At 67.4% G+C, this 24,368-nt stretch carries 25 protein-coding genes and 1 tRNA gene; 15 read left to right on the top strand and 11 right to left on the bottom strand.

Annotated elements, in window-relative coordinates; all coding sequences use genetic code 11:
* The first annotated feature begins 25 nt into the window (after window positions 1–25).
* From OG716_RS40345 to OG716_RS40335, 3 genes are all read left to right on the top strand, one after another.
* Window positions 26–1,006: an aldo/keto reductase gene (locus OG716_RS40345; RefSeq protein WP_405135420.1), complete on the top strand. Its 981-nt coding sequence runs from the start codon at window positions 26–28 to the stop codon at window positions 1,004–1,006.
* A gap of 158 nt (window positions 1,007–1,164) precedes the next feature.
* Window positions 1,165–2,022 carry an Ig-like domain-containing protein gene (locus tag OG716_RS40340; RefSeq protein ID WP_405135419.1) on the top strand — a complete coding sequence of 286 codons (858 nt, stop codon included), beginning with the start codon at window positions 1,165–1,167 and terminating at the stop codon, window positions 2,020–2,022.
* Between the two features lie 59 nt (window positions 2,023–2,081).
* Window positions 2,082–2,363 carry a hypothetical protein gene (locus tag OG716_RS40335; protein ID WP_405135418.1) on the top strand — a complete coding sequence of 94 codons (282 nt, stop codon included), beginning with the start codon at window positions 2,082–2,084 and terminating at the stop codon, window positions 2,361–2,363.
* 116 nt (window positions 2,364–2,479) lie between these two features.
* Here the strand turns inward: OG716_RS40335 and OG716_RS40330 are convergent.
* Both OG716_RS40330 and OG716_RS40325 read right to left on the bottom strand, forming a co-directional pair.
* Window positions 2,480–2,553, bottom strand: a tRNA-Ile gene (locus OG716_RS40330).
* A 184-nt stretch (window positions 2,554–2,737) separates the two neighbouring features.
* The gene (locus tag OG716_RS40325; RefSeq protein ID WP_405135417.1) at window positions 2,738–3,118 is read right to left on the bottom strand and encodes a DUF4234 domain-containing protein; all 381 of its coding nucleotides are present in this window, start codon (window positions 3,116–3,118) and stop codon (window positions 2,738–2,740) included.
* Window positions 3,119–3,247: 129 nt separating this feature from the next.
* Here OG716_RS40325 and OG716_RS40320 point away from each other — a divergent pair, with 129 nt between their 5' ends.
* The 3 genes from OG716_RS40320 to OG716_RS40310 all read left to right on the top strand — a co-directional run bounded on the left by OG716_RS40320 (window position 3,248) and on the right by OG716_RS40310 (window position 5,414).
* Window positions 3,248–3,676, top strand: coding sequence for a nitroreductase family deazaflavin-dependent oxidoreductase (locus OG716_RS40320; protein WP_405135416.1), 429 nt, complete (start codon window positions 3,248–3,250; stop codon window positions 3,674–3,676).
* A 208-nt stretch (window positions 3,677–3,884) separates the two neighbouring features.
* Entirely contained in the window at window positions 3,885–4,910 is a 1,026-nt protein-coding gene (locus OG716_RS40315) for a TerC/Alx family metal homeostasis membrane protein (protein WP_405135415.1), read from the top strand.
* Window positions 4,911–4,913: 3 nt separating this feature from the next.
* The gene (locus OG716_RS40310) at window positions 4,914–5,414 is read left to right on the top strand and encodes a hypothetical protein (RefSeq protein WP_405135414.1); all 501 of its coding nucleotides are present in this window, start codon (window positions 4,914–4,916) and stop codon (window positions 5,412–5,414) included.
* Window positions 5,415–6,016: 602 nt separating this feature from the next.
* Here OG716_RS40310 and OG716_RS40305 read toward each other — a convergent pair.
* From OG716_RS40305 to OG716_RS40265, 9 genes are all read right to left on the bottom strand, one after another.
* Window positions 6,017–7,783 (bottom strand): SDR family oxidoreductase, encoded by a 1,767-nt coding sequence (locus tag OG716_RS40305; protein WP_405135413.1) that lies wholly within the window; start codon window positions 7,781–7,783, stop codon window positions 6,017–6,019.
* Between the two features lie 20 nt (window positions 7,784–7,803).
* The gene (locus OG716_RS40300) at window positions 7,804–8,913 is read right to left on the bottom strand and encodes a PDR/VanB family oxidoreductase (protein WP_405135412.1); all 1,110 of its coding nucleotides are present in this window, start codon (window positions 8,911–8,913) and stop codon (window positions 7,804–7,806) included.
* Window positions 8,910–9,815 (bottom strand): metal-dependent hydrolase, encoded by a 906-nt coding sequence (locus OG716_RS40295; RefSeq protein WP_297620541.1) that lies wholly within the window; start codon window positions 9,813–9,815, stop codon window positions 8,910–8,912. The genes OG716_RS40300 and OG716_RS40295 overlap by 4 nt, the downstream gene beginning before the upstream one ends.
* 193 nt (window positions 9,816–10,008) lie before the next feature.
* Window positions 10,009–11,871, bottom strand: a complete 1,863-nt coding sequence (locus tag OG716_RS40290; RefSeq protein ID WP_327146673.1) for an amino acid transporter — start codon at window positions 11,869–11,871, stop codon at window positions 10,009–10,011.
* Window positions 11,872–12,081: 210 nt separating this feature from the next.
* Window positions 12,082–12,870, bottom strand: coding sequence for an N-acetylmuramoyl-L-alanine amidase (locus OG716_RS40285; protein ID WP_405135411.1), 789 nt, complete (start codon window positions 12,868–12,870; stop codon window positions 12,082–12,084).
* Between the two features lie 37 nt (window positions 12,871–12,907).
* Window positions 12,908–13,327, bottom strand: a complete 420-nt coding sequence (locus tag OG716_RS40280) for a MarR family transcriptional regulator (RefSeq protein ID WP_327141397.1) — start codon at window positions 13,325–13,327, stop codon at window positions 12,908–12,910.
* Window positions 13,317–14,693 (bottom strand): MFS transporter, encoded by a 1,377-nt coding sequence (locus OG716_RS40275; RefSeq protein WP_405135410.1) that lies wholly within the window; start codon window positions 14,691–14,693, stop codon window positions 13,317–13,319. The genes OG716_RS40280 and OG716_RS40275 overlap by 11 nt, the downstream gene beginning before the upstream one ends.
* On the bottom strand, window positions 14,690–15,517 hold the full coding sequence (locus tag OG716_RS40270; RefSeq protein ID WP_405135409.1) for a hypothetical protein: 828 nt from the start codon (window positions 15,515–15,517) through the stop codon (window positions 14,690–14,692). The genes OG716_RS40275 and OG716_RS40270 overlap by 4 nt, the downstream gene beginning before the upstream one ends.
* A gap of 100 nt (window positions 15,518–15,617) precedes the next feature.
* On the bottom strand, window positions 15,618–16,607 hold the full coding sequence (locus tag OG716_RS40265; protein ID WP_405135408.1) for a zinc-binding dehydrogenase: 990 nt from the start codon (window positions 16,605–16,607) through the stop codon (window positions 15,618–15,620).
* A 316-nt stretch (window positions 16,608–16,923) separates the two neighbouring features.
* Between OG716_RS40265 and OG716_RS40260 the strand changes: the two genes are divergently transcribed.
* From OG716_RS40260 to OG716_RS40220, 9 genes are all read left to right on the top strand, one after another.
* On the top strand, window positions 16,924–17,142 hold the full coding sequence (locus tag OG716_RS40260; RefSeq protein WP_297620524.1) for a hypothetical protein: 219 nt from the start codon (window positions 16,924–16,926) through the stop codon (window positions 17,140–17,142).
* 75 nt (window positions 17,143–17,217) lie between these two features.
* The gene (locus OG716_RS40255) at window positions 17,218–17,577 is read left to right on the top strand and encodes a hypothetical protein (protein WP_297620521.1); all 360 of its coding nucleotides are present in this window, start codon (window positions 17,218–17,220) and stop codon (window positions 17,575–17,577) included.
* Window positions 17,574–18,248: a hypothetical protein gene (locus OG716_RS40250; protein ID WP_405135407.1), complete on the top strand. Its 675-nt coding sequence runs from the start codon at window positions 17,574–17,576 to the stop codon at window positions 18,246–18,248. Before OG716_RS40255 ends, OG716_RS40250 begins: the two co-directional genes overlap by 4 nt.
* Window positions 18,249–18,481: 233 nt before the next feature.
* Entirely contained in the window at window positions 18,482–20,503 is a 2,022-nt protein-coding gene (locus OG716_RS40245) for an ATP-binding protein (protein WP_405135406.1), read from the top strand.
* Window positions 20,500–20,955, top strand: coding sequence for a roadblock/LC7 domain-containing protein (locus OG716_RS40240; RefSeq protein WP_405135405.1), 456 nt, complete (start codon window positions 20,500–20,502; stop codon window positions 20,953–20,955). The genes OG716_RS40245 and OG716_RS40240 overlap by 4 nt, the downstream gene beginning before the upstream one ends.
* Window positions 20,952–21,308, top strand: coding sequence for a DUF742 domain-containing protein (locus OG716_RS40235; protein WP_327141406.1), 357 nt, complete (start codon window positions 20,952–20,954; stop codon window positions 21,306–21,308). The genes OG716_RS40240 and OG716_RS40235 overlap by 4 nt, the downstream gene beginning before the upstream one ends.
* Window positions 21,289–21,891: a GTP-binding protein gene (locus tag OG716_RS40230; RefSeq protein WP_405135404.1), complete on the top strand. Its 603-nt coding sequence runs from the start codon at window positions 21,289–21,291 to the stop codon at window positions 21,889–21,891. Before OG716_RS40235 ends, OG716_RS40230 begins: the two co-directional genes overlap by 20 nt.
* Complete coding sequence (locus tag OG716_RS40225; RefSeq protein WP_405135403.1) at window positions 21,888–23,141, top strand: cytochrome P450; 1,254 nt, start codon at window positions 21,888–21,890, stop codon at window positions 23,139–23,141. The genes OG716_RS40230 and OG716_RS40225 overlap by 4 nt, the downstream gene beginning before the upstream one ends.
* Window positions 23,138–24,361 carry a cytochrome P450 gene (locus OG716_RS40220; protein WP_405135402.1) on the top strand — a complete coding sequence of 408 codons (1,224 nt, stop codon included), beginning with the start codon at window positions 23,138–23,140 and terminating at the stop codon, window positions 24,359–24,361. Before OG716_RS40225 ends, OG716_RS40220 begins: the two co-directional genes overlap by 4 nt.
* Window positions 24,362–24,368: the final 7 nt, after the last annotated feature.

The raw sequence follows: 24,368 nt of genomic DNA, 5'->3' as shown, positions 1-24,368 counted from the left end.
TCCACGCCGTCAGCACGATGGGGGCATGCAGCAGCATCAGCTCGGCAGCGAATTGACCAGTTCCGCAATCGGTTTGGGATGCATGGGTTTCTCCCAGGGCTACGGCGCGACCGATGACGACGAGTCTGTCACCGCGATCCACACGGCGATCGACGCCGGCGTAACCCTTTTCGACACCGCCATGAGCTACGGCAGCGGCCACAATGAGCGGCTCCTGGCCCGCGCCCTGCGAGATGCGGGCGAACAGGTCCGAGTAGCAACAAAATTCGGCATCGTCCGCACCGATTCCGGTGTCCGCCTGGACGGCAACCCCGCCCGCGTCCGCGAATACTGCGACGCATCACTGCAGCGACTCGACCGCGACGTCATCGACCTCTACTACCTGCACCGCATCGACCCCGAGGTACCGGTCGCCGAAACCATCGGCGCCATGGCCGAATTGGTAGCCGCGGGCAAAGTCCGCCACCTGGGCGTCTCCGAAGCAACCCCGGCACAGCTGGCCGAGGCCGCCGCCGTCCACCCCATCGCCGCAGTCCAATTCGAATGGTCGATGCTCTGGCGAGAGCCCGAACACGATATCGTCCCCACCGCCCGGAAACTCGGCATCGGCCTCGTCCCCTACAGCCCCCTCGGCCGCGGTCTGCTCACCGCCACCCTGGACCCAACCACCGTGGCCACCAGCGACTTCCGCCGCAACGACCCCCGCTTCCGAGGCGACCACCTGGAAAACAACCTCACCCAGGTAGCCGCCCTCCGCGACCTGGCCACCCGCCTCGACATCACCGCCGGCCAACTGGCCCTGGCCTGGCTCCTGGCACAGGGCCCCGACGTAGTCCCCATCCCCGGCACCCGCCGCCCCACCCGAATCCTCGAAAACGCAGCCGCCGCCGACGTCGCGTTGTCCCCAGCCGACCTCGAAGACCTGGAAAAGCTCGTCTCCCCCGAGTCCTGGACCGGCGACCGTCAGTCCTTCGCCGCCCCCGGCACAACAAGATCAACCAGCTGACTTCGGGGGCGGGCAGCGGCACTCACAGAAACTGAATTGCAATCATTTCAGATTCTGGTCCGCCGACCAGTTCACCGTGATGTAATCACGCCGAACTCGGGTGCGGAAACCCTTCGACGACCGTGTCAAGGGACATCAGAGGTTTGTGGGAGATGCGAATGATGGACAGCAATATGCGGCGGGCAGCCGGTGTGGTGGCCGCGATCGCGGTAGCGGGCGGTCTCGCGGTGACGCTGATCCCCGGCACGGCCGTGGCCGCATCGGGAACGGTCACCTGGACCGACGGGAGCAGCAAGTTCACCCGAACGGTCTCGGACACCACCCCGATTGCCGGCGAGACCATCACCGTCACGACGATGTTCGAGCGGACCGGCATTCCGGTGGAGTACATCTACTCGATCGCGGACGCGCACCCCACCTGCCTGACTCCGGTCGCGGGCTCGGCCACGATGGGCGGCGATCAGGTCTCGCTCGACACCTCGGCCGCGGGCACGGCCAGCGCCTCCTTCAGCGTCATCAAATACCCTGTGTACCCGAATATCTCACCGAAGTCCCAGACCTTCTCGGTGCAGTACACGGTGGGCGTCAACTGCGCCCGCGACACCCCGCTGCCGACCTCCATGAGCTACAACGGCTCCCTCGGCGCCGGCAACTACACCGATAAGGGCCCGGCTATCACCGTGTCCAGCGACGCCGTCTCGACCACCACGCTCGCCCCCGTGAGCGGCCTCCAGGTCAACACCGCCACCACCCTGCGGGCGAGCGTCTCTCCTGCGGCAGCGGGCGGTACCATCGAGTTCAAGGCGGGTGACCAGGTTCTCGGCAGCATCCCCGTCGCCGCGAACGGCACCGCCTCGATCGGCTGGACTCCAGGCGCCGCGGGCACCTACAACATCACCGCCACCTTCTCCGGCCGCACCGGCGTCGCCGGCTCCACCACGACCCAGGCGGTCACCGTGGCCGACGTCACGACCACCACCACGACGCCCCCCAAGCCCAGCACCGGCTCTTTCTGATCGTCACACCCGGCACGCCATGACCACCGCGGTCGCGGGTACTCCGCGACCGCATCGTCGTGCCGCGAATTCCGTTGCAGCCCATCGCCTTCATCCTCAAGAAGGCCAAGATCCACGGAACCTGCCGACTGGCCGAGGGCACCGACATCACCGGCAAACACGTCCTGATCGTCGACGCCGTCGTAAACACCGGCGGCCAAATCGCCCCCTCCGCAGCCGACCTCCGCCCCCTGGGCGCCACCATCACCCACGCCCTCTGCGTCATAGACCGAGGCCGCAGCGGCCGCACCACCCTGGCCGCCCGCGGGGTGGAGCTGCTGAACCTCCTGACACTGACCTGATCCCGAAATACCGGACCACCCGCGTCGACGACGCGCACAATCCATTCGTATTCCCAAAAACCGCGTGCGAGAAGAAGACTCGCGGTAGCGGTCCGGGGCTGAGCAGAGGCTGTAAGTGGGGCGGGCGGGGCTCGAACCCGCGACCAATGGATTATGAGTCCACGGCTCTAACCGACTGAGCTACCGCCCCTGACCGCGGCGGTGCGCTGCGGGCCTCGCGATGCTACCGCGAGGGTTGGGGGGATGCCTAGTGGACCCCCGGGTTTCCACGGTGTCGTAGGTTGGGGTGCGGAAGACCCCCGGCGGGGATGGCGCCGGGGGGCTTTCGGTTGCGGTGGCTCGGCCCGAATCGGGCGGGGCAGGGCGGGTTTCGGTCATGCGGTGAAGCGGTCGGCGATCTTGTTGAGTTCGAGCTGGTAGTAGAGGATGCCGAGGCCGAAGACGAAGTTCAGGAGGAAGCCGAGGACCGGGTTGCAGGTGCCTTCGAGGCCGGCGGCCTCCTGGGATTCCTTGATGCGGGTGCCGGTGCGCCAGAAGCTGATGAGGGCGGCGATACCGGTCCAGGACAGGAAGATCATCACCAGGAGCGGGCCGGCGACGGGCGCATCCGGGTCGCGGCGCAGTTCCGCCATCTCCTCGTGGATCTTGTAGTACCAGACCAGGAAGTAGATGCCGAGCGTGATGAGCGGCCAGACGAGCCACACCAGTACGGCATTGCGGTTCTTGATCGGGGAGGCCACGAGGGCAGTGTTCATTTCTTCGATCCTGTTGTTGTCGAACGGAATTGGAGACTCCGGCAGCGCGAGCAAGCCCACCGTATCGGCGGCTTCATGATCAGATCGTGAACCGCATAGGCTGGCGTTGACCGCGCAACAGGAGGAACCATGGCGAATCTGTTCGTGAACGTGCTTCGAGGCCACCAATGGCTCTACGAGAACACCGGCGGGCTGGTCGGGCACCGGCTGCTCTTCGGCAATCCGACGCTGCTGCTGCGGACGGTCGGCCGCAAGACCGGGCAGCCGCGCACCTCGGCGCTGACCTATGCCAAGGACGGTAAGGACTACCTGGTGACCGCATCCAATGGCGGCTCCTCGAAGCCGCCGGGCTGGCTGGCGAATGTGAAGGCCGCGCCGGAGGTCGAGATCCAGGTCGGCACCACCAAGATCCAGGTGACCGCGCACCCCACCTATCCGGACGGTCCGGACTACGCGCGGCGATTCGCGCTGGTCGACAAGGTCAACGGCGGCCGGTACGCGGAGTATCAGAAGAAGACGTCCCGGCCGATCGCGGTGGTCGTACTCAGCCCGCGTTAGCCCCGGATGGCCGCGCCGGGTGACCACGCACACGGCGCGGCTTGTTGGACAGGTGAGTTAAGGGTCGGCTATCCTCTGCGGCGAGGGGAGTACTTCCCAAGAATCATTCCGGTCAGTACGGATTGCGCCATCGCGATCCCCGGGTGGTTGCCCGAGGACACGGGTGAAGGAGACCTCAGGCGGTTTTTCCTGCCCGAGGAGGTCCTGAATGAGTCCCGACTTCGCACTATTCGCAAGTCCCGCGGTAATCCACACCATCGGCACACCGTGGTTGTGGGGCGGCACCATCGCCGTCGTCCTGGTCCTGCTGGTCATGGACTTCGCGATCACCCGCCGCCCGCACGAAGTGTCCATGCGCGAGGCCATCGGCTGGACCGTCTTCTATATCGCCCTGCCGATCGCGTTCGGCATCTTCCTGTGGGCCGGCCACGGCTCGACCACCGGCATGGAATTCTTCACCGGATATCTGCTGGAGAAGTCGCTGTCGGTCGACAACCTCTTCGTCTTCATGCTGCTGCTGTCGGCTTTCGCGGTCCCGGCCGCGCTGGCGCAGCGAGTCCTGCTGTACGGCATCGCCGGAGCGCTGGTGCTGCGCGGCATCTTCATCGCACTGGGCGCCGCGGCCCTGGCCACACTGGACTGGGCGTTCCTGCTGTTCGGCCTGATCCTGCTGGTCACCGCCGTGAAGCTGCTGGCCGATGCGGCGGGCGGGCATGAGCAGGAGGTCGACGTTTCGTCGATGAAGTCGGTCAAGCTGATGCGCCGGTTCATGCCGGTCACCGACGATTACCAGGGCACCCGCATGACCGTCCGGCAGGCCGGTCGCCGCGCACTCACCCCGCTCGCCCTGGTGGTGGCCGCGGTTATGGCCACCGACCTGGTCTTCGCCGTCGACTCCGTCCCCGCGGTATACGGCGTCACCGGTGACCCGTTCCTGGTGTTCGCCACCAACGCCTTCGCGCTACTCGGTTTGCGCGCACTGTATTTCGTGCTGCACGCCGCGCTGTCACGACTGGTGCACCTGGCCTACGGCCTGGCCGCCATTCTCGCCTTCATCGGCGTGAAGCTGGTGCTGCACTGGGCGCACGGCATCTGGAGCGGCGTGCCCCAGATTCCCACCGCCGCTTCGCTGGTGTTCATCGTGGTGGTGCTGGCGACGGTCACCTTGACCAGCCTGCGCGCAACCCGCGGAGAACAGCGGCATGCGGGCGAGGAGCCCACTGTCGTACCGTGAATCATGGTGCTGCGACGCTTCCGGCGTCCACGACTCGATGAGCTGAACCGAGTCGTGGACGCCCTGGAACTCCCCGAGGCCGTCTTCAAGACCTGCCCCTGGCAGCCGCGCGAACTGGTGGAAACCGGTCTGCGGCAATGGCTTCGCTGCTGCGGAGCCGCCATGCGGGAGGACCGGATCATCGGGATGCCCTCGCACGCGGTGGATGAGGCCTGGCACGGCCTCATCCTCTGCACCAGGAGGTACGCGATGTTCTGCGACAGCGCGTACGGGCGGTTCCTGCACCACTTCCCGGACGGTGAGGGCGTACGCGGAGCAGCCGCCGCGGCCGATCCCATGGCCAATCAATTGGGACGCACCGTAGTGGCATGGTCGCTCGTGGCGCGGCCGGGTGAGCAGTGTGTGCTGTGGAATCTGGATTCGGTAGTAGGAGTGGACACCCCGTGGGGCATTCCGCATGAGCGGGTCACGGCTATCGAGCAGGCGTTGGCGGCCGAGGCCTGAACCTCGGCCGCTCCCCTCCGCCGGAGACTCAGCCGCCGCCTCCGCCACATCCGCCGCCCCCACCGCAACCGCCGCCCCCGCAACCGCCCCCGCCACAGCCGCTCCCTCCCCCGCACCCGCTGCTCCCCCCGCCGCAGCCGCTGTGGCCACCGCCGGTCCCACCACCGCCGCCACACGAACCCGAATAGCTGCCGCCGGAAATCCCATGGCTCCAACGGTTTCCACTGGAGCTGCGACTACTCGTGCCGCCGCCGAGCCCGACGAACAGCATGGCGCCAAAGAAGATGATCCCGAGCACGACCGTCACAACAATCATCGGACTGCCTCCTCGCCGCTGCCGCCGGCAGCTTCGCGCTATAGCCGAAAGCTACTGGCCCCCCGATTACTTCGACAGCCCCCTCAATTCGGGGAAGTCCTCCTGGTGTGAACCACATATCCGCTGGGTACAAAACGCCCGCGCCACCACAGCGACGACCACGCAACCACGGCGGCGACACCCGTAGCCGGGATCACCCCCGCGCACATCCGCGGGCCAGGACTGAGACAAGTGTGCCCCCTGCGGATATTCGCAGGGGGCACATGCTTATTCCGAAGGCACGCGGCTACGTCAGCTTCACCCGCGCCGCGAAGAAGCGAGCGACGGTCGGCGCGAAGCGGTTGAACCTATACTGCAACCACGCCTCGGGTGTCACCGGCACGATGTCACGTCCCTGTTCGACGGCCTTGACGATCTGCGCCGCGACCTTCTCCGGCCCGTAGCGGCGCGCCGCGTAGAGCTTGTCGAAGCGCTCCTGCTTGGCTGCCTCCTCCTCGGCGGAAACACCCGAGAATCGAGTGGTGGCAACAATATTCGTGTGCACGATGCCGGGGCAGATGGTGTGCACGCCGATGTTCTTGCCCGCCAGTTCGGCGCGCAGGCAATCGGAGAACATGAACACCGCCGACTTGCTGGTGGAGTACGCCGAGAAACCACGCTGCGGGGTGTACGCGGCCATGCTGGAGAGATTCACGATATGACCGCCGAGCCCACGCTCGGCCATGGCCTTACCGAACGCCCGGCAGCCATTGACCACGCCGTACAGATTGATATTCAGCACCCGATCGAATTCGGCTGCGGGAGTGTCGAAGAAGTCCCCCGCCTGCCCGATCCCCGCATTGTTGATGAGGATGTCCGGCACACCGTGCGCGGCGATCACCGTGGCGGCGTGCTCATCGACGGCCTCCGCGGAGGATACGTCCAGCTGGTACGCGTGCGCCGTACCGCCTTCGCGTGCAATGAGTTCCACCGTCTCCTTGGCGGAGTCGAGGTTGATATCCGACAGCACCACCTCCGCACCGCCCCGCGCGAATGCGAGCGCGGTCTCACGGCCGATGCCACTGCCACCGCCGGTGATGACCAGCAGCTGGTCCTCGAATTTCCGCTGCTCCCTGCCGACTTCGGCCCGGCGCAGCGTGCGCGGAGCATCCCCGGTGCGCAGCGAATCGATGAGTTCGGCGGTGGAGGTGGCCAGCAGCTCGGGATGCGAGAACGGCAGCCAGTGCCCGCCGCCGACCTCACGCCGGTACAGGTTGGGCGCGTACTCCTTGGTGTCGGCGTATCCGGCCGGCCGCACCGCAACATCGCGGCGAGCGATGATGAGCTGCACCGGAACCTCGGTGCGGCGATCCCGCGGACCGGCCATGCGCTGCACGATATTCGCCCGGTAGATGCGCATACCGTCGAAGAAGTCGCGCCGGAACTCGGGCCCGAATTTGATGTTCTCCGGCGAGGTGTCGTTCATCAGCCCGACAAACCGCGACCACACCTTCTCGGTGCCCAGCGGGCGCAGCACCACCTTCGGCAGCCCGGGCGTCATGAACAGGCCGGTGTAGGCCGAGGACAGCAGCTGGGTGAAGGGACCCCACACCTTGCCGCGCGAGAGATCGGCGCGCACCCAGGCGCCCATGTGGTCCAGGTTCGGCCCGGACACCGACGTGAAAGACGCTACGCGCGTGGCGGCTTCGGGCTCGCACACCGCCTCCCACATCTCCACCGAACCCCAGTCGTGCGCCAGGATGTGCACCGGCTCATCGGGGCTCACCGCCTCGGCGACGGCGAAGAAATCGGCGGCGAAATGTTCGAGCCGGTAGTCCTCGGTGCGATCGGTACGCGTGGAGCGACCGTGCCCGCGGGTGTCATAGGTGACCACGTGGAAGCGGTCGGCCAGCAGCGGCACCACCCGATCCCAGAGGTGATTGTCATCGGGCCAACCGTGCACCAGCACAACAGTTTCGGCAGAGGGCTCACCGTATTCGTAGACGGCGATATCGAATTCGCCACTGCGCACGATGCGCTCGGCGGCGGCAATGACGGTCGGTTGATCGGTCACGAGGTTCTCCTGAGCGGGTGTCACAGGTCCAGGACCAAACGGTCGCCGGCGCAACGGGATACACAGATGAGCATGTCGCCGGCGGCCCGTTCACCGTCGGTGAGCACGGTGTCGCGGTGGTCGACCGCACCGGCGAGCGTATTGACCTTGCAGGTACGGCAGAAGCCCTGGCGGCACGAATACGGGCTGTCGGGGCGAACCTTGAGCACTTCCTCGAGCACCGACTTGTCGGCGGGAATGTCGATGACCTCGCCGGTGCGCGCGAGCTGCACCTGGAAGGCGGCGCCGTTCACCACCGGCGGCGGTGAGAAGCGCTCGGAATACAGTTCCACGCCCGGCATCTCGCGCACCGAGTCGGCAATGGCCTGCGTCATGACCACGGGTCCGCAGCAGTAGACGGAGGTATCGGTCCCGACGCCGGCCAGCAACTCGGCGGCGGTGGGTATGCCGTGCTCGTCATCGGTGCGGATGGTGACGCGATGCCCGAAGGATTCGACCTCCGACAGGAACGGAATGGTGTCGCGACTGCGCCCGGCGTACACCATGGTCCACTCCACGCCGAGCCGGTGCGCCATCCGCACCATCGGCAGGATCGGGGTGATGCCGATACCGCCCGCGACGAAATGCACTCGCGCGGCGGAGGATCCGTAACCCGGCAGCACGAAGGGGAACGCATTGCGCGGCCCGCGCACCGTCACCGGTGTTCCCACGGTCAGCGAATCGTGCACCTCGAGCGATCCGCCGCCGCCGTTCGGTATGCGGCGCACCGCGATTCGATAGGCGTGCCGATCCGCCGGATCACCGCACAGCGAGTACTGCCGCACCCGCCCCGACGGCAGTTCGAGATCCAGGTGCGCACCCGGCCGCCATTCGGGCAGCGCCCGCCCGTCGGCCGCGGTGAACATCAGGCTGATGACATCGGTGTCGTGCGCTTCCACCCGGCGCTGCACCAGCACCAGCGGCAGCCGCCGATCATCGACGCGGGCGGGCGGTTCGTGCCGGTTCACCAGGGTGGTCCAGCGCAGCCGGGTCTCCGCGATGGCATCGAGCACGCGGGTGGCACGGTCGGAACGCCCCTTCCCGTACAGATCGAGCGGCGGCTGCGCGGGAACCGGCCGGCTCCCGCTCACGAGGCCATGGCTCGGGCAGCCGGCGACTGCGCGAGGTAGGCGATGGCCTGCGCGCTCGAACCCACGGGCTCGGGGGTGTATCCGGGCTTGAAGGTGGACAGCGCACTGATCAGCAGCGACGGAATGCCCGGTACCGCACCCCGCCACATGGACGCGAAGATCCGGGCGACCAGTACCGGATACCGGTGATTGGGCAGCGACGGATCCTGATGCACCAGATACTTGGTGCCGCGCAGCAGTAGTGCGATGAAGATCGGGAAGACGATCAGCATGAGCGCACCGCGCCGCAGATATCCGACCCCGAAGTACTCGGCCACATCGTGCGCGACCATGCGGTGTTCGACCTCTTCGGCCCCGTGCCAGCGGAACAGATCCAGCATCTGCGGGTCGGCGTCGAACTTCTCCAGATCGGCATTGAGCACCCAGTCGCCGAGGAAGGCGAAGAAGTGTTCGAGCGTGGCGATGACGCCGAGCCGTTCCACCAGCACCTGCTGCTGGGCGGCCGCGGAACCCATCTCACGGTGGCCGAGGGTCTTGCGGAACAGGTATTCCGCCTGTCGCACAAACGGTTCCACATCGATCCCGTGCGTGGCGAGGACCTCTTCGAGCGCGCCGTTATGGCTCTCGGCGTGCATGGATTCCTGGCCGATGAAGCCGATCATGGCCTCGCGCAGCTTCTCGTCCCGGACGAGTTCGAGAGCTTCCCCGTAGGTCACCAGGAACATGCGCTCGCCCTCGGGCAGCATCATGCTCAGCGCGTTCAGCACATGGGAGGCGATCGGTTCGGCGGTCATCCACACCGGGGCGGTATTGGACCAGTCGAAGTGCACGTTCCGGGCGTGCAGGGCTACCTCACCGGGTTCGGTCACCGGCCGGCGGCCCAGTTTCGGAAGTAGCTTCATCGATACTCCTGATGTCGAGTTCTTGACAGCGTTGTCGGTGACCCGGGTGAGCAGACCCACAGTCGCCTGTTGCTTCGTGAGCGTAGCAATATTCTACGCGTACATGAAACCCACGGTTACAGCTAAAATGCGAACAAGTTGAGAACGGCCCCGCTGCACAGTGCGTCAGCGGGGCCGGGCGGGTTCTGGGAGGTCAGCTGTCGACGTGCACGTGCGGTCGCTGCGACCGGCGGGGCACGGCCCGGCGCAGGATCTCCCGCGTCACCGGAGCGACCTCACCCTCGCCGAAGAACATGAACCGCATGAGGTTGGTCAGCGGATTGCCCTCGGTCCATTCGAAATACACGTGCGGCGGAGCGCCGGTGCGATCGCGAATAGCCAGCAGGATGGCGGCAATGCAGTTCGGCACGGCCGCGGCCTCGACCGAAAGAATGTGGTACTGGTCCACATCCACCTCGGTCACCAGCAATTCGGTGCTGAACTCCGAGGGGTCGCGCACGATGACCTCGAGGAAGAGGATCGGCTCCTCCGCCGGAATATGGCTCTCGCGCCGCTGATCGGCTTCCTTCTCCGCGTACTCCTCGGGCTCCCGATTGTCGATATCGTGCGTGACGATGCGGACCTCGCCGCGCGCGGCCAGATCGTCGATCATCTGCCCGGCCTTCTCGTCGAAGGTCACGTGCACGGCCCGCAGTTCGAAGGCCCGGCGGAAGCGGGAAGCGAAGGACACCACCAGGATCGCCAGAATGAACAGCAGCGCCAGCTGCGCGCCCTCCGGCTTCTCGATCACATTGTCGATGGTGGTGTAGACGAAGATCGCCGACACCACACCGAACGCGAACACCCGCGACCGCTGCTTCTTACGCGCCGCCGAGAGCGTCACCGCGACCGCCGCCGAGGTGATGAGCACCAGCACACCGGTCGCGTACGCCGCGCCCTGCGCATCGACACTGGCGTTGAAATACCAGGTGATACCGAACGAGACCGCCGCGAAAACCAGCACCAGCGGCCGGATCTGGCGTGCCCACTCCGGCGCCATGCCGAAGCGCGGCAGATAGCGCGGCACCAGATTCAGCAGGCCCGCCATGGCGGAGGCGCCGGCGAACCACAGGATGGCGATGGTGCTGATGTCGTAGACGGTGCCGAAACCATTGCCCAGATACTGATGCGCCAGATACGCGAGCGCGCGGCCGTTGGCCGGTCCGCCGTCCTTGAACGCATCCTCCGGAATCAGGATGGTGGTGATGAAACTGGTGATGATGAGGAAGCCGCTCATGATGAACGCGGCCGTGGTCAGCAGTTTGCGCGCGCCGACAATGCGCATGCGCGGGAATTCCTCGGTGTCCTCCGGGCAGCCCTTGATCTGCGGCATGACCGCCACACCGGTCTCGAATCCCGAAAGACCAAGTGCCAGTTTCGGAAACACCAGCAGCGCGACGCCGATCATGGCTATCGGACTGCCGTGCTGCGCGGTCAGCGCATGCGTCCAGTCCGTGACCATGGACCCGTGCTCGGCCACCTTGACGATGCCGACCACCGACACCACCACGTTCAGCGCCAGATACACCCCGACCAGGACGACCGCGATGCTGATGGCCTCACTGAAGCCCTTGAGGAACACCGCCGCCAGCAGCGCGAGCAGCACCAGCGTGATGATCATGTTCTGGTCGTGCAGGAAGCCCGGAACATTCGGGTTCTCGACAATATGCGCCGCGCCGTCGGCCGCCGACAGCGTCATGGTGATGGTGAAGTCGGTGGCCGCGAAACCCAGCAGCACCAGAATCAGGATCTTGCCCCACCAGTTGGGCAGGAAGTTGGCGAGCATGGCGATCGAGCCGCCGCCGTGCGGACTCTCCTTGGCCACGCGCCGGTAGACCGGCAGCGCGCCCAGCAGTGTGAGCGCCACCAGCACCAGAGTCGCCAGCGGCGAAAGCACGCCTGCGGCCAGCGCCGCGATACCGGGCTGATATCCGAGCGTCGAGAAGTAGTCGACACCGGTCAGGCACATCACCTTCCACCAGGAATGCTGATGTTCCTTGGGCGGGCGTTTGGTCATGGGCCCGGGTAGCTGGGAGTGCCGCTCCCCCGCGTCCTCGAGCAGCCAAGCCGCGAATCGCGAGCGTGGCTGTACGTCGGTCGTGGTCAACAGAGTCCTCCCCGGAACCCATGTGTCCGGTTTCCCGGAGTCTGCAATGACCTGGTCAATGTACTCACGACATAAACGACAGATTTACACCCCGCGCCGTGAGTCGCGCAGACCGTTGTGCTAGCCGATGTACGCCGTGATCGCGTCCGCGAGGGAAGCCGCCAATCGGGCACGCCCGTCCGGGGATTCGAGCATGGCGATATCACCCGAATCGCGCATATTGCCGCACTCGACCAGCGCGGCCGGGACCGTGGCGAAATTCAGCCCGGCGAGGTCCGCGCGCGGGTCCAGGCCATGGGAGCCGACATAGTTGGATTCGGTGAAACCCTTGCCGTCCAGACCGTCTCGCAGCGCGGTAGCCAGCCGGATCGACGGATCGCCCTGCGCGTCATTGACCGCGGGCGAGGAGTAGGCGACGTGGAACCCGTGGTCACCCTCGGGAGCGCCATCGGCGTGAATGGATACGACCGCCGCCGCACCGACCCGATTGCCGAGCGTGCCGCGCTCGTCCACACACGGCCCCCAGCCGGTGTCGTTATCGCGGCTCATGACCACCTGGATGCCGCGTGCGGTCAGCAGATCCCGCACCTGCTGCGCCAGCACCCAGTTGAATTCGTGCTCGCTGTACCCGTCATTGGCATTGGTGCCGGTGGTGTTGCAGGGCTTCATCCCGCCGCGCCCGTCCGGAACCTGCGCGTTGATCTCATCGGGATGCGCACCGCCGCCGCCATTGTGGCCGGGATCGAGGACCACGATCCGGCCGGCGATCGGAAAGACCGGCAGCGCGGGCCAATCCATGGCCGGACGGTGCTGCACGGGGGTCGGCACGGCCGCGGACCCCGTTCCCCCCGCCGCGATCAGTAGTGCACCGCAGATGGCCGCCGTCGATTTCCAGTGTCGGTTGCGCACCCGGCCCACCCTACGGGCCGAATGGCCCACCGGTGGGTCACTCTTCGAGCTTGCGCAGCAGATCCGCGAGTGTGCGCAGTTCCGCCGGGGTGAGGGCGGCGACGGGCGGCGGCGCCGGATCGGGCGTGGCGAGCACTTCGGCGACCGCCTCCTGCCCGGCCCGGGTCAGCGACACCAGTTTGCAGCGCCGATTGGTCGGATCGATTTCGCGCACGACCAGACCGCGTTCCTCCAGATCGTTCACCGCGACCGTGGCCGCGGGCGCGTCCAGGGTGGCGGCATAGGCGACCTGCTTCACCGACATCGGCCCGGCGGCCAGGCGCCGCAGCACTCGAATTCGACTGAACGGCAGTCCTGTTCGCTCTATCACCGCCCGCCGGTAGGCGTCGCGGCTGTCCATCACCAGATGGGTGAGCTGTCGCCACACCTGGTCCGGTGTGGGTGTGTCATCCGGCATGAGCGGGGACCTTCTGTTCGAGCAGCGGGGCGACGCGATCGCGGGTCCGGTATGCCCACGAGGTGTTCGCGGCGACTCCCAGCATGGGGATGGTGACGGCGAACATGGCGATCGTCCACCACAGCCCCGAACCGGTGAGCGCACCACACAGTGCCACACCGAGACTCACCCCGACCTGACGACTGGTCGAGGCCACCGCGGCAGCGGCCCCGGCGCGATCGAGCGGCATACCGCTCACCGCGGCCGTGGTGATGGGTGCGTTGACCATGCCGAAACCAATGCCGAACAGCGCGAACATAATGATCAGCTGCCACACCGGGGTGTCCGGCGCGAGCCGGGTCAGGCCGATCGCGGCGACGGTCATGAAGGCGCCGGCCGCCAGCAGCGAGGGCCGGGTGCCGTACCGGCCGACCAGCCGGCCCGACAGCGGCGAGAAGATGAGCATGCCCAGCGCCATCGGCAGGTACAGCAGACCGGTGTGCACGGCCGAGAAGCCCCGCACCCCTTGCAGATACAGCGAGACGTCGAAGAGGAACGCGCCCAGCGCGGCGAAGGCGGCGACCGCGATGACGGTGGCGGAGGTGAACGGGAAGCTGCGGAAGAAGCGCAGATCGATGAAGGGCGAGGGGTGGCGCGACTCGTGCCAGAGGAAGCCGACGAGCGCCACGGCCGTCACGGCGAACATGACCGGCTTCTTCTCGATCAGGCCGAATACCAGCGTGAACATAATGGTGATGGCCAAAGCCTGTCCGGCCCAATCCATTCCGCGGTATTTGGCCGACTTGGATTCCGGCACGAAGAGTGTGGTCAGCACCAGCGCGATCGCGACGATCGGCAGATTGACCCAGAACACCGACTGCCAGCCCAGCGAATCGATGAGCACCCCGCCGACCAGCGGGCCCATGGCCGTCGAAATGCCGACCACGGCGCCCCAGACACCCACGGCGCGAGCACGTTCCATGCGCCCGGTGAAGACGGTGGTGATGATCGACATGGCGACCGGGTTCAGCATGGAACCGCCGACGGCCTGCAGAAACCGGGCGCCGATGAGGAAGTCGATACTGGGCGCCAGGCTGCACAGCAGTGAGCCCACCGCGAAGGTGAGCAGGCCGACGCGGAAGATCCGCTTGCGGCCGAAGCGGTCGGCGGCCGCGCCCGAGAGCATGAGCAGGCTGGCCAGGGTCAGGGTGTAGATGTCCACGATCCACTGCAGCCGGTTGAGCCCGGCGCCGAGATCGTCCCGAATGGTGGGGATGGCGACATTCACGATGGTCGCGTCCATCGACGAGATCAGCAGGCTGAGACAGCAGGTGACCAAGATCAGCGTCTTACGCTGCTTGCTGAGTTCCCCGACAGTTGTAATCACACAACGATTGTGAAACTAAAACTATCCAGCCGCAAGCCCGGGATAACGTGCAACAGCTCACGCCCCGGCGCCGGCACCGTCTCGTCGAGCATGGTGTTCACCGCTCCGAGCACATCCTCGGTCTGTTGCTCGGGCGTGCCGTAGGTGTGGGCGGTGATCGCGAAGCCCGGGCCGAACGAGGCGGACGACACCTCCGGCACCCCGGTATCCGACCAACCCCACTTGGTGCCCTGCACCCGGGGCAGGCGTGCGGTGCCCCAGTCCTGCCTGGTGCCGTCCGCGGCGACCTCGCCGGGCTCGCGCATCCAGGTGAGGATGGGGCTGTCCGGATCCGAGCGCAGTTTGGCCACCAGGAATTCGGACACATCGGCGGTGCTCGTCGAGGAGTTGCCCCACTCGGCGGCGCTGTGCGTGGCGGTGAGCCCGTACTCGGCGGCGATCTCATCGATGGCATGCGGATATTTCGTGTCGATAGCGTCCGCGGCGGCATTGTCGGAGTAGCGAATCATGCGCTCCCCCAAGTCTTTATCGCCCGCGGACGCGTCGCCGTGGCGCAGCGCGAAGTCGATCAAATACAGCTTGGCGAGCGATAGCGCGCTGACGCTCTCGGACTCATTGGCCGTGCCCCAGGCCAATCCGGGCACCACCGAGCGCACGGAGATCGCGGTGCGGGCGGGAACCTGCCCCGGCGCCGGCACCGGCACGCTCGGCTCGGCCGCCGCGGTGGGCCCGACGCAGAGGCACACACCCGCCGCGAAGGCGCCGATCAGCCCTGTCCATTCGCGCGGCCCAGTCCAATCGCGCAGCCCTGTCCAATAGCGCACAGCTACCTCCGGGTCGAGCCCCACCCGGCTCCCAGCTTGCCCGCCGATTAGAGCGGGAGCTGGGAGAACAGCCTCGACACGCCGAGCGCCGCGCCGACTGTCAGACCGTGAGGATGGTGCGACCGGAGGCGGTGCGGGCCTCGATGGCGGCATGCGCGGCGGACGCCTCGGCCAGCGGGAAGCTCTGGCCGATGACCACTTCGAGCCGCCCGGCCGCCACCTCCGCGTGCGCCCGCTCGTGCAGCGCCGGCCAATCGACATCGCTGCCGGTGAGTTCGAACAGCGAGACCACCATGATGTCCTGCGCCGCAGCCGCTTCGGCATCGATCTGCGCGAATCCCCCGGCGGCATTGCCGTATCCGATGATCCGGCCGCCCGGGACGGTGACCGCCGAGGCGGCCGCGCCGATCGCACCGCCCGCACCGTCGAGCACCACCTGCACACCGCCGGTACGCACCCGCACCTGATCCACCCAGTCGGGCTGCGAGTAGTCGACCACCTCATGCGCACCGAGTCGTTGCGCCAGTGCGAGTTTGGCCGCACCGCGCGCCGCCGCGATGACCCGCGCACCCGCCGATCGGGCGAGCTGGATCAGCAGTGTGCCCAAACCGCCTGCGGCAGCGGTGATCAGCACCCACTCGCCCGGCTGAATGGCGGCCCGATCGGTGACCGCCATCACGGTGCGGCCGTCATGGGCAAGGGCCACAGCCTGTTCCAGGCTCAATTCCTCGGGCACGACCGCGAGGGTGCCGACCTTGGCGAGGGCCTTCTCGGCGTAACCACCGGTCGGGGTGCCGCCACCGATCCCGCTGGCGGCGGTCGGCGTGGCCACCCGCTTGCCGATCCATGCCGGATCGACCTCCGGCCCGACCGACTCCACCACGCCGGAGATCGCGCCGCCGGGCACGAACGGCGGTTCGACCGGGAAGAAGTCCTTGGCCCATCCGCTGCGCAGCAGGGTATCGAGGAACATCACGTCCGCCGCGGCGACGGCGACCACCACCCGGCCCGGACCGGCCACCGGATCGGGCGCCTCGTTCACCGTCAGCACCTCGGGTCCACCGAAAGTCTTCGCTTCGACAACTCGCATTGTTCTGCCTCTCTGGTTGTTTCGCTCGGACACCAGCCTCCGACCTCGACAAAGGTTGAGGTCAAGTCGCGGCGTCGGCATTACGCGCAGAGCGAACCTCCGCCGAACTACATCTGACGCATGGCGAACCACATACGCCCGGACGGCGGGTCCGGTGTGCTCAGCACAACAACGATGTTTGCCAAGCCACTGACCTTGGGCTCTACCGAGCCCGGCAGTGAAGGTGAGTCATTTTCGAGTCAAACATCCTTGACTACGACTCAGCAATTCGCCTACGGTTTGCCTCGAACCCCGGCACCCGCGGAAGGAATCCGAGATGACCACGCAGCAGTACCTCGAACAGGTCCGCGCGGCCACCGATGCCCGAGAGGCCGCCAAACAGGCGGCGCAGACGGCAGACGACCTCTGGCGCAACAAGATCAAGGAGGCGACGGTCGCGGGCGCGCGCGTCTTCCTCATCGCCAAGGCCGCCGGCGACATCACCACCTCCCGCGTCTACCAAATCCGCGACGGCGTGCGCACCGGCAGTCGTTAGCCGGCCGGTCGGCCGCGACTCGGGACCCCGGTCACGTGTCCCGAACTCGAGGCAGCCGCATGCGACAATGACACCGTGCATGAGCCGTTGAAACAGTGGGTCGAGGAGCTGACGGGGGGCGACAGCACCCGGGCGATGGCCGTGGTGACAGGTATCCCGCAGGCCACCCTCGCCCGGCATCTGACAATGGCGACGCCCCCGGTGGAGACCCTGATCGAGATCGCCCGCGCCTACAGCGCCAATCCGGTCGAGGTGCAGGTGGTAGCCGGCATCATCACCGAAGCCGAGGCACAGCGCGCCGGGTCCGGCAGCGCGATCCGGCAGGCGAGCACCCGGCAATTGCTCACCGAGTTACTGCGCCGGGATAAAGAGGAGAACGACTCGCCGCGTCGCAAACCCTCCCGCGGCGAGGCCGGCGCCAGGCTGTTCCAGTGAACAACGCCGTTCCGCTGCTGGCCGCGCTGCTGGCCGCCACCGCCGCGGCGGTGCGCGCACCGCGCTGGCGGAATCCCGTATCCCGGCCATTGACGCTCGGTGTGGCGCTACTGGCGGTGTGGGCACTGCTGCGCGCGCCCGCGGTCAACCGCTGGGGCGACGATCTCACCACGTCGGCAACACAATTGGAGCGACTGCCCGGGCTGATCGCCGATGTCTCCCTCGTGGCGGCCGGGGTGCTGCTCGCCATAGCCGTCGCCCAGGCATGGGGGCGTTCCGGATTGATCAGGGCGGCGTACTCGGCACTGGCCGCCGTCGAAGTCGTACTTCTCGCGACCTACGACCCGTTCGACGCGCCCGAATGGGTGCTCACCGCGCAGAAGTGGATCATCGCCGGAGCCGTAACCCTCGGCAGCGCGGCGATATTCGCGGCGGCCTGCATTACCTATCGCGCCCTGCCGTCCCGGCTGCGCCTGCCCATGGCGGTATTCATGCTGGGCGGGCTGCTCGGCGTGACCGTCGGCATCGTCCGGGGAGTTGTCCTGCTGCTGCCCGATGTTCACCTCGGCGACTCCTGGGCCGTCCTGGGCAGTCTCCCGGTCTACGCCTTCGCGATAGGGTCGCTGATAGCAGCTGCTCGCACCCGCCACGCCACTACTACCGAGAAGTAGCGGACCAAGAGTGAGACGGCATCCGGTGCTGTAGCAGCCTGGATCCCAGATCACCGAGAACCCCTGCTGTACAGCGGATTGCCGATACCGGAAGTTCGTCCCAACTATCGGGACCGACCTTTGCCAGGCCGGTTTCCCTCAGGTAGCGCCAACCTTCCGAGCCGCCTATGCTCGTCCGCTAGATCCGAATCCGCTTGCCGGTCCCCACTTTTCACGTGTGCGGAGCCGCTGGCGTGCTCGATCCCACCGCGGTGCCTGCCGTGGTGAACGTGAGTGCGGAAGTGCAGAGCTTGTCGGAGTCATCGAATCCCCCAGGCGGCGAGCCGAATACCGTTCGGGGTGCGCGGCTGCCGTTCGGGACGCTGTCGGCCGGTGCCGCGGCGGCCGTCGCGGCGGTATGCGTCGCGGTCTTCACCGCGCCCGGCGATATCCGGATCGCGGTGGCGATCAGCGCGAGCATTGTCGCCGTACTGCTGTGCGCGGCAACCACCGCGGCGGTGTACTTCCGCGCCCAGATCGGGCGGGAGCGACAGCTCGCCGCCCTGCGGGTGGAGCAGGCCGAAGCCCGCACCGCGGCGGTCATCGCCGAGGCCGAGGCGCGACTGGCGGACGGCCACCGTCGGATTCAGGCCATTACCGAGGCCGGCGCGGAACAGGCGCGCGAGACCAAGGACAGCGATAACCGGCTGTCGGCGGCCATGGCGGCCTTCGCCGGTGCGGCCGGGCGGATCCAGGCCATGAGCACCAGCATGCTGGCCGAACTGCGCGAAATGGAGCATCGGCACGCCGATCCCAAGGTCCTCGCCGATCTGCTGGAACTGGATCACCGCACCGCGCAGGCGGGCCGGCTGGCCGACAGCATCGCGGTGCTCAGTGGTTCGCGCTCCGGTCGGCGCTGGGCCAAACCCATTGCCATGGAATCGATTCTGCGCGGCGCCATGGGCCGGGTGGCGGGGTATCAGCGGGTGCGAATGCGGGCCGTCGCCGAGATCGCCATTGCCGGACATGCGGCCGAGGGCATCATGCACGCGCTGGCCGAACTGCTCGACAATGCCTGCAATTTCTCTCCGCCCACCACCGAGGTGCACGTCTACGCGGCGGAAGTCCCCGCGGGCGTGGTGATCACCATCGAGGACAGCGGCCTGGTGATGAGCGAATCCGCCCTGCGCCGAGCCGAACTCACCGTTTCCGGCCGGGGCGAACCCGGAGCCACCGGCGCCGAACCCACCGGGCGCGGCGGCCGCTCGCGCTACAGCGGAGCCGGCTCCGACCTCTCCTCACTGTCCGGTACCCGCCTGGGCCTGGCGGTTGTCGGCTATCTGGCCCGCAAACACGATCTCACCGTCTCCTACCGCCCCTCCGCCATCGGCGGCACCGCCGTGGTCGTGGTCGTCCCCCGCGAACTCACCACCCGCCTGGACCGCACCCCCGGCTCCCTCGCCGCCATCCCCCTGCCCGCCCGGAATCCCGGTGCGGCCACCGGCCGCTCCGCCCTCACCAGCGCCGAACCGGCTCGCCCCGCCGCGCTGACCAGCCTGGAACCCGGCGGCCCGGCCACCGCACATCCCAGCGCGGTTGCCACCCGTTCCGGCGCGGGGACCGCCCTGCCCGGCGGAGAGGCGGCCCGTACCGGCTCGGCACCGGCCCTTGCCAGTGGAGACGCGGGCACCGGGCCGAGCCTCAACACCACGGATTCGGCCCGGCCCAGTTCGCCGCCGATGTTCACGAATTCCGGCCCCTCCCACCCCGCACATACGGAGACCCCGTACCTCCCGCCCGCCTTCACCAGCCGCGAACCTGGTCGACGCGGCGCGGCGGCCGAATTCACCGGCGGCGATTCGGCCGGACCGCGCACGAGTCCCGGCATGCGGCGCATCGATGCCTTTCTCGCCGAGGCCGATTCCGCGCTCTTCGGCGTGAACAGCGCGAGTGCCGTCAATGCCCTGGCGTTTCCGGAGGGGGCGGCCGGGTTCTCGGGCAGCACTTCGGTTTTGGGCGACCGGCCGATCGAGGCGGCCGTGGTGGACGAGAATTCTCCGGCCTCCACCGCGTCCGGGCTCCCGAAGCGCCGGCGCGGTCAGACGCTCGCGGCCGTGCATCCCGAGGGGTTGGCCGCGCTGCACGATCCGGCGGGCCCCGCCCATTCCCGACCGGTATCCCCGTCCGCGCTGGGCGCTTTCCAGCGCGCGGTGAACGGGCGCGAGAATGCCAGTGCCGCAACCCCTTCCCCGTCCGCCTTGGAGACCGATAAATGACACTGTCCGCAACTCAGCTGGGCTGGCTGCTGGAGCAACTGCTCACCCGTACCCCGCGCGCCAGGCATGCCCTGCTGCTGTCGGGTGACGGCCTGAAGATCTGTCACACCCCGGAACTGGGGAACGACAGCGCCGATCAGCTGGCCGCGATCGCCGCTGGTATTCAAAGCCTTTCGCACGGCGCCTCCGTGGAGTTCGGTGACGGCCGCGGGGGTGTGCGCCAGTCCATGACCGAGTTCTACGGCGGCATTCTGTTCATCGTCGAGGCCGGGGTGGGCGCGCATATCGCGGTGGTCGCCGCGGAGGACGCCGATGCCGGACTGGTCGGCCACAATATGCGCGAGCTGGTGGAGCAGCTGGGCGAACACCTCGCCGCCGCACCGCGCACCCGCGACACCTCCGGCGCGCAGGCGCGCGATACCGTGGCGCCACGAGGAGCGGGCGTGTCGTGACCAGGCCAGACGAGGATCCGGACCGGCTCTACACGCTGACCGGCGGCCGCAGCAGCCCGGATTCCGACGCCTTCGATCTCGTGACTCTTGTTGTCAGCGAGAGCGATCCGGCGCCGGGCATGCAATCGGAGCATGCGGCCATCCTCGAGATCTGCCGGGCGCCCACCGCCGTCGTGGAGATCGCGGCGGAGCTGCGGCTCCCGGTCGGCATAGTCACGATCCTGCTGTCGGACCTGTTGCACGCGGGCCGGATCACCGTGCGGCATCCGCGGCACAACCCCGCCACGCAATGGCATTCGCTGCCCGACACCACCACCCTGGAGAAGGTGCTCGTTGGACTCCGCAACCTTTGACCCCCGGCCGGCCCGCGCCGACGCACCCCTGCACGCCTCGGCCAGCCAAGGCCTCAAGATCGTCATCGTCGGCGGTTTCGGCGTCGGCAAGACGACAATGGTGCGCGCTGTCAGCGAGATTCGGCCCCTGGATACCGAGGCCACCATGACCCAGGTCAGTGTGGGCGTCGACGATCTGGCGGGCGCGCCGGGCAAATCCACCACCACCGTGGCCTTCGACTTCGGCCGCATCACCATCGACGCCGAGCATGTGCTGTACCTGTTCGGAGCGCCCGGACAGGAGCGCTTCTGGTTCCTGTGGGACCGGCTGTTCACCGGGGCGCTGGGCGCCATCGTGCTGGTGGATCAGCGCCGAATCGCCGACTCCTGGTACGCCATCGACCGGCTGGAGCATCAGCGCACCCCGTTCATCGTGGCGTGCAACAACTTCGGTGAGTCCTACCGCCCCGCGGAAGTTCGCGAGGCGCTGGATCTCGATCCGCACGTGCCGCTCATCGATTGTGATGCCCGCCACCGTGATTCGTGCAAACAGGTGCTGATCACGCTGGTCGAGTATCTCTACACCCCGGAGAACGTGCGATGACGCCGACCGATCGAGGGTACTGCCCCGTCCAGCCGGGCGCGGTGCTGCTGGGCGGCCCCCGGTTCCAGGCCGACCCGCATCACCTCTACAACGATATGCGGCGCGAACACGGTTCGGTGGTCGCCGTCGAACTCCCCGGCGGCGTACCCGCCTGGCTGGTCATCGGCTATCGCGAAATGCATCAGGTCACCAACAGTCCCGAACTGTTCCCGCGTGATGTGAGCCTGTGGAATCAGTGGGGCAATATTCCGGAGGACTGGCCGCTGCTACCCATGGTCGGCCAGCCCATGCCGTCCATCTATTTCACCGCCGGGGCCGAGCACCGCAGGCATCTGGCCATGGTCGAACCCGCGCTCGAATCGGTGGATCCGTTCGAATTGCGCCGCGTCTGTGAGGATTTGGCGGATCGGCTGATCGACGGCTTCTGTGGTCGCGGTACCGCCGAACTGATGGCCGAATTCGCCGAACCGCTACCGGTGCTGGCGCTGGGCGCACTGCTGGGACTTCCGAAAGAGGAAGGGCCGCATCTGGCCTGGAGCATGAAGGTGATGGCCGACGGCGGCGCCGATGCCCAGGGCGCGCACCTGCAGTTCATGGGGCATATGCAGCGGCTGGTGGCCATGAAGAAGGCCGCGCCGGGCGATGATCTGGTCTCGCGCATGCTCGCCTATCCCACACCGTTCACCGATGAGGAGTACGTCAACGACCTGATGGCGATCACCGCCGCCGGTCATCTGACGACCTCCGACTGGGTCGGAAACTCGGTGCGGCTCATGCTCACCGACGATCGCTTCGCCGCCGCGCTGGGCGGCGGCCGGCGCAGTATCAGCCAGGCCATGAACGAGGTGCTGTGGGAGGAGGGCCCGACCTCCATTCTCGCCGGGCGCTGGGCCGCCCGCGACACCCGGCTGGGCGACAAGGTGATTCGCGCCGGGGACCTGCTACTACTGGGCCTGGCGGCCGCCAATACCGATCCGCATGTGCGCCAGCACGTCTCGGATGCGGTGCATACCGGCAACAATGCGCACTTCGCCTTCAGCCACGGGGAATACCGCTGCCCGTTCCCGGCGCAGCATATTGCCGAGATCATCGCCCGGACCGGTATCGAGGTGCTGCTGGACCGGCTGCCCGATCTGGATCTCGCGGTGCCCGCGCAGCAGCTGACGCGCCGTCCTTCGCCGTTCATGCATGGAATGTCCGCTCTTCCAGTTGTTTTCACACCAGTTCGCGCAGTCGGAGGTTTCCAGTGAGTTCAGCATGTCCCCACGCCATGGCGATCGATCCCATGGTCGGTGATCTGGCCGGCGAGACCGCCACCCTGCGCGCCGCCGGGCCGCTCACCCGTATCGAACTGCTCGGCGCCCCCGCGTGGACCGTCACCGACCATTCGCTGGCCCGCCAGCTGCTCACCGATACCCGGCTCGTCAAGGACATCAATGCCTGGGGGCTGTGGACCTCCGGCGTGGTGACCCGGCAGTGGCCGCTGATCGGCATGATCGATGCCGGGCGCTCCATGTTCACCGTGGACGGGTCCGAGCACCGCCGCCTGCGCATCAAGACCACGCAGGCGCTGACCGCGCGCCGGCTGGAGGCGTTGCGGCCCTTCATCGAAGCGCTCACCGCCGAACTGCTCGACGATCTGGAGGCTGCGGCGCAGGAGGGCGCAGTCGTCGATCTCAAGCAGGTTTTCGCCTACCCGCTGCCCATGCGCGTGATCAGTGAGCTCATGGGGGTGCCGCCGGCCGATCAGGCCAAGCTGCTGGACTGGTACAAGAAGTTCTTCTCGATGATGACGCCGCAGGACGAGCGACTGCGCGTGATCGATGAGCTGGACGTCTATTTCACCGAGATGGTGCGCCGCAAGACCGCGGCGCCGGGCGACGATCTCACCAGTGCGCTCATCCTGGCCGACGAGGGCGGCGATCCGCTCACCGAGGAGGAGGTGGTCGGCAACCTCAAGGCGCTGGTCGCCGCCGGGCACGAGACCACCGTGAGCCTCATTGTGAATGCGGTGCGCGCCTTGCTCTCTCGCCCCGAGCAGCTGGAGACGGTGCGCAGCGGCGATGCGGAGTGGAAGCAGGCCATCGAGGAGACCCTGCGCTACGACGGTCCGGTCACCCATCTGCTCATGCGCTTCGCCACCGAGGACATCACCGTGGGCGACACCGTGATCGAGCGGGGTGAGGGTGTGGTCATGTCCTACCGTGCGATCGGCCGCGACACCGCCATTCACGGTGAGGATGCCGACGAATTCGACGTCACCCGCCCGACCGCCGGCCGCAATATCTCCTTCGGCTACGGCCCGCACATCTGCCCGGGCGCGGCGCTGGCCCGGCTGGAGGCCTCGATCGGCCTGCCCGCCCTGTTCGACCGCTTCCCCGGTCTGAAACTCGCTGTGCCGGAGCAGGAAATCGGCAATCTGCCGGTGCTCACCCAGAACGATGTGGCCGCGCTGCCCGTCCACATCTGATGCCGAG

The organism is Nocardia sp. NBC_01388 (genome assembly GCF_045040085.1).
GTDB lineage: Bacteria > Actinomycetota > Actinomycetes > Mycobacteriales > Mycobacteriaceae > Nocardia.
The sequence above is the reverse complement of the archived record's forward strand: the minus strand, read 5'-3'. Positions and strand labels throughout refer to the sequence as shown.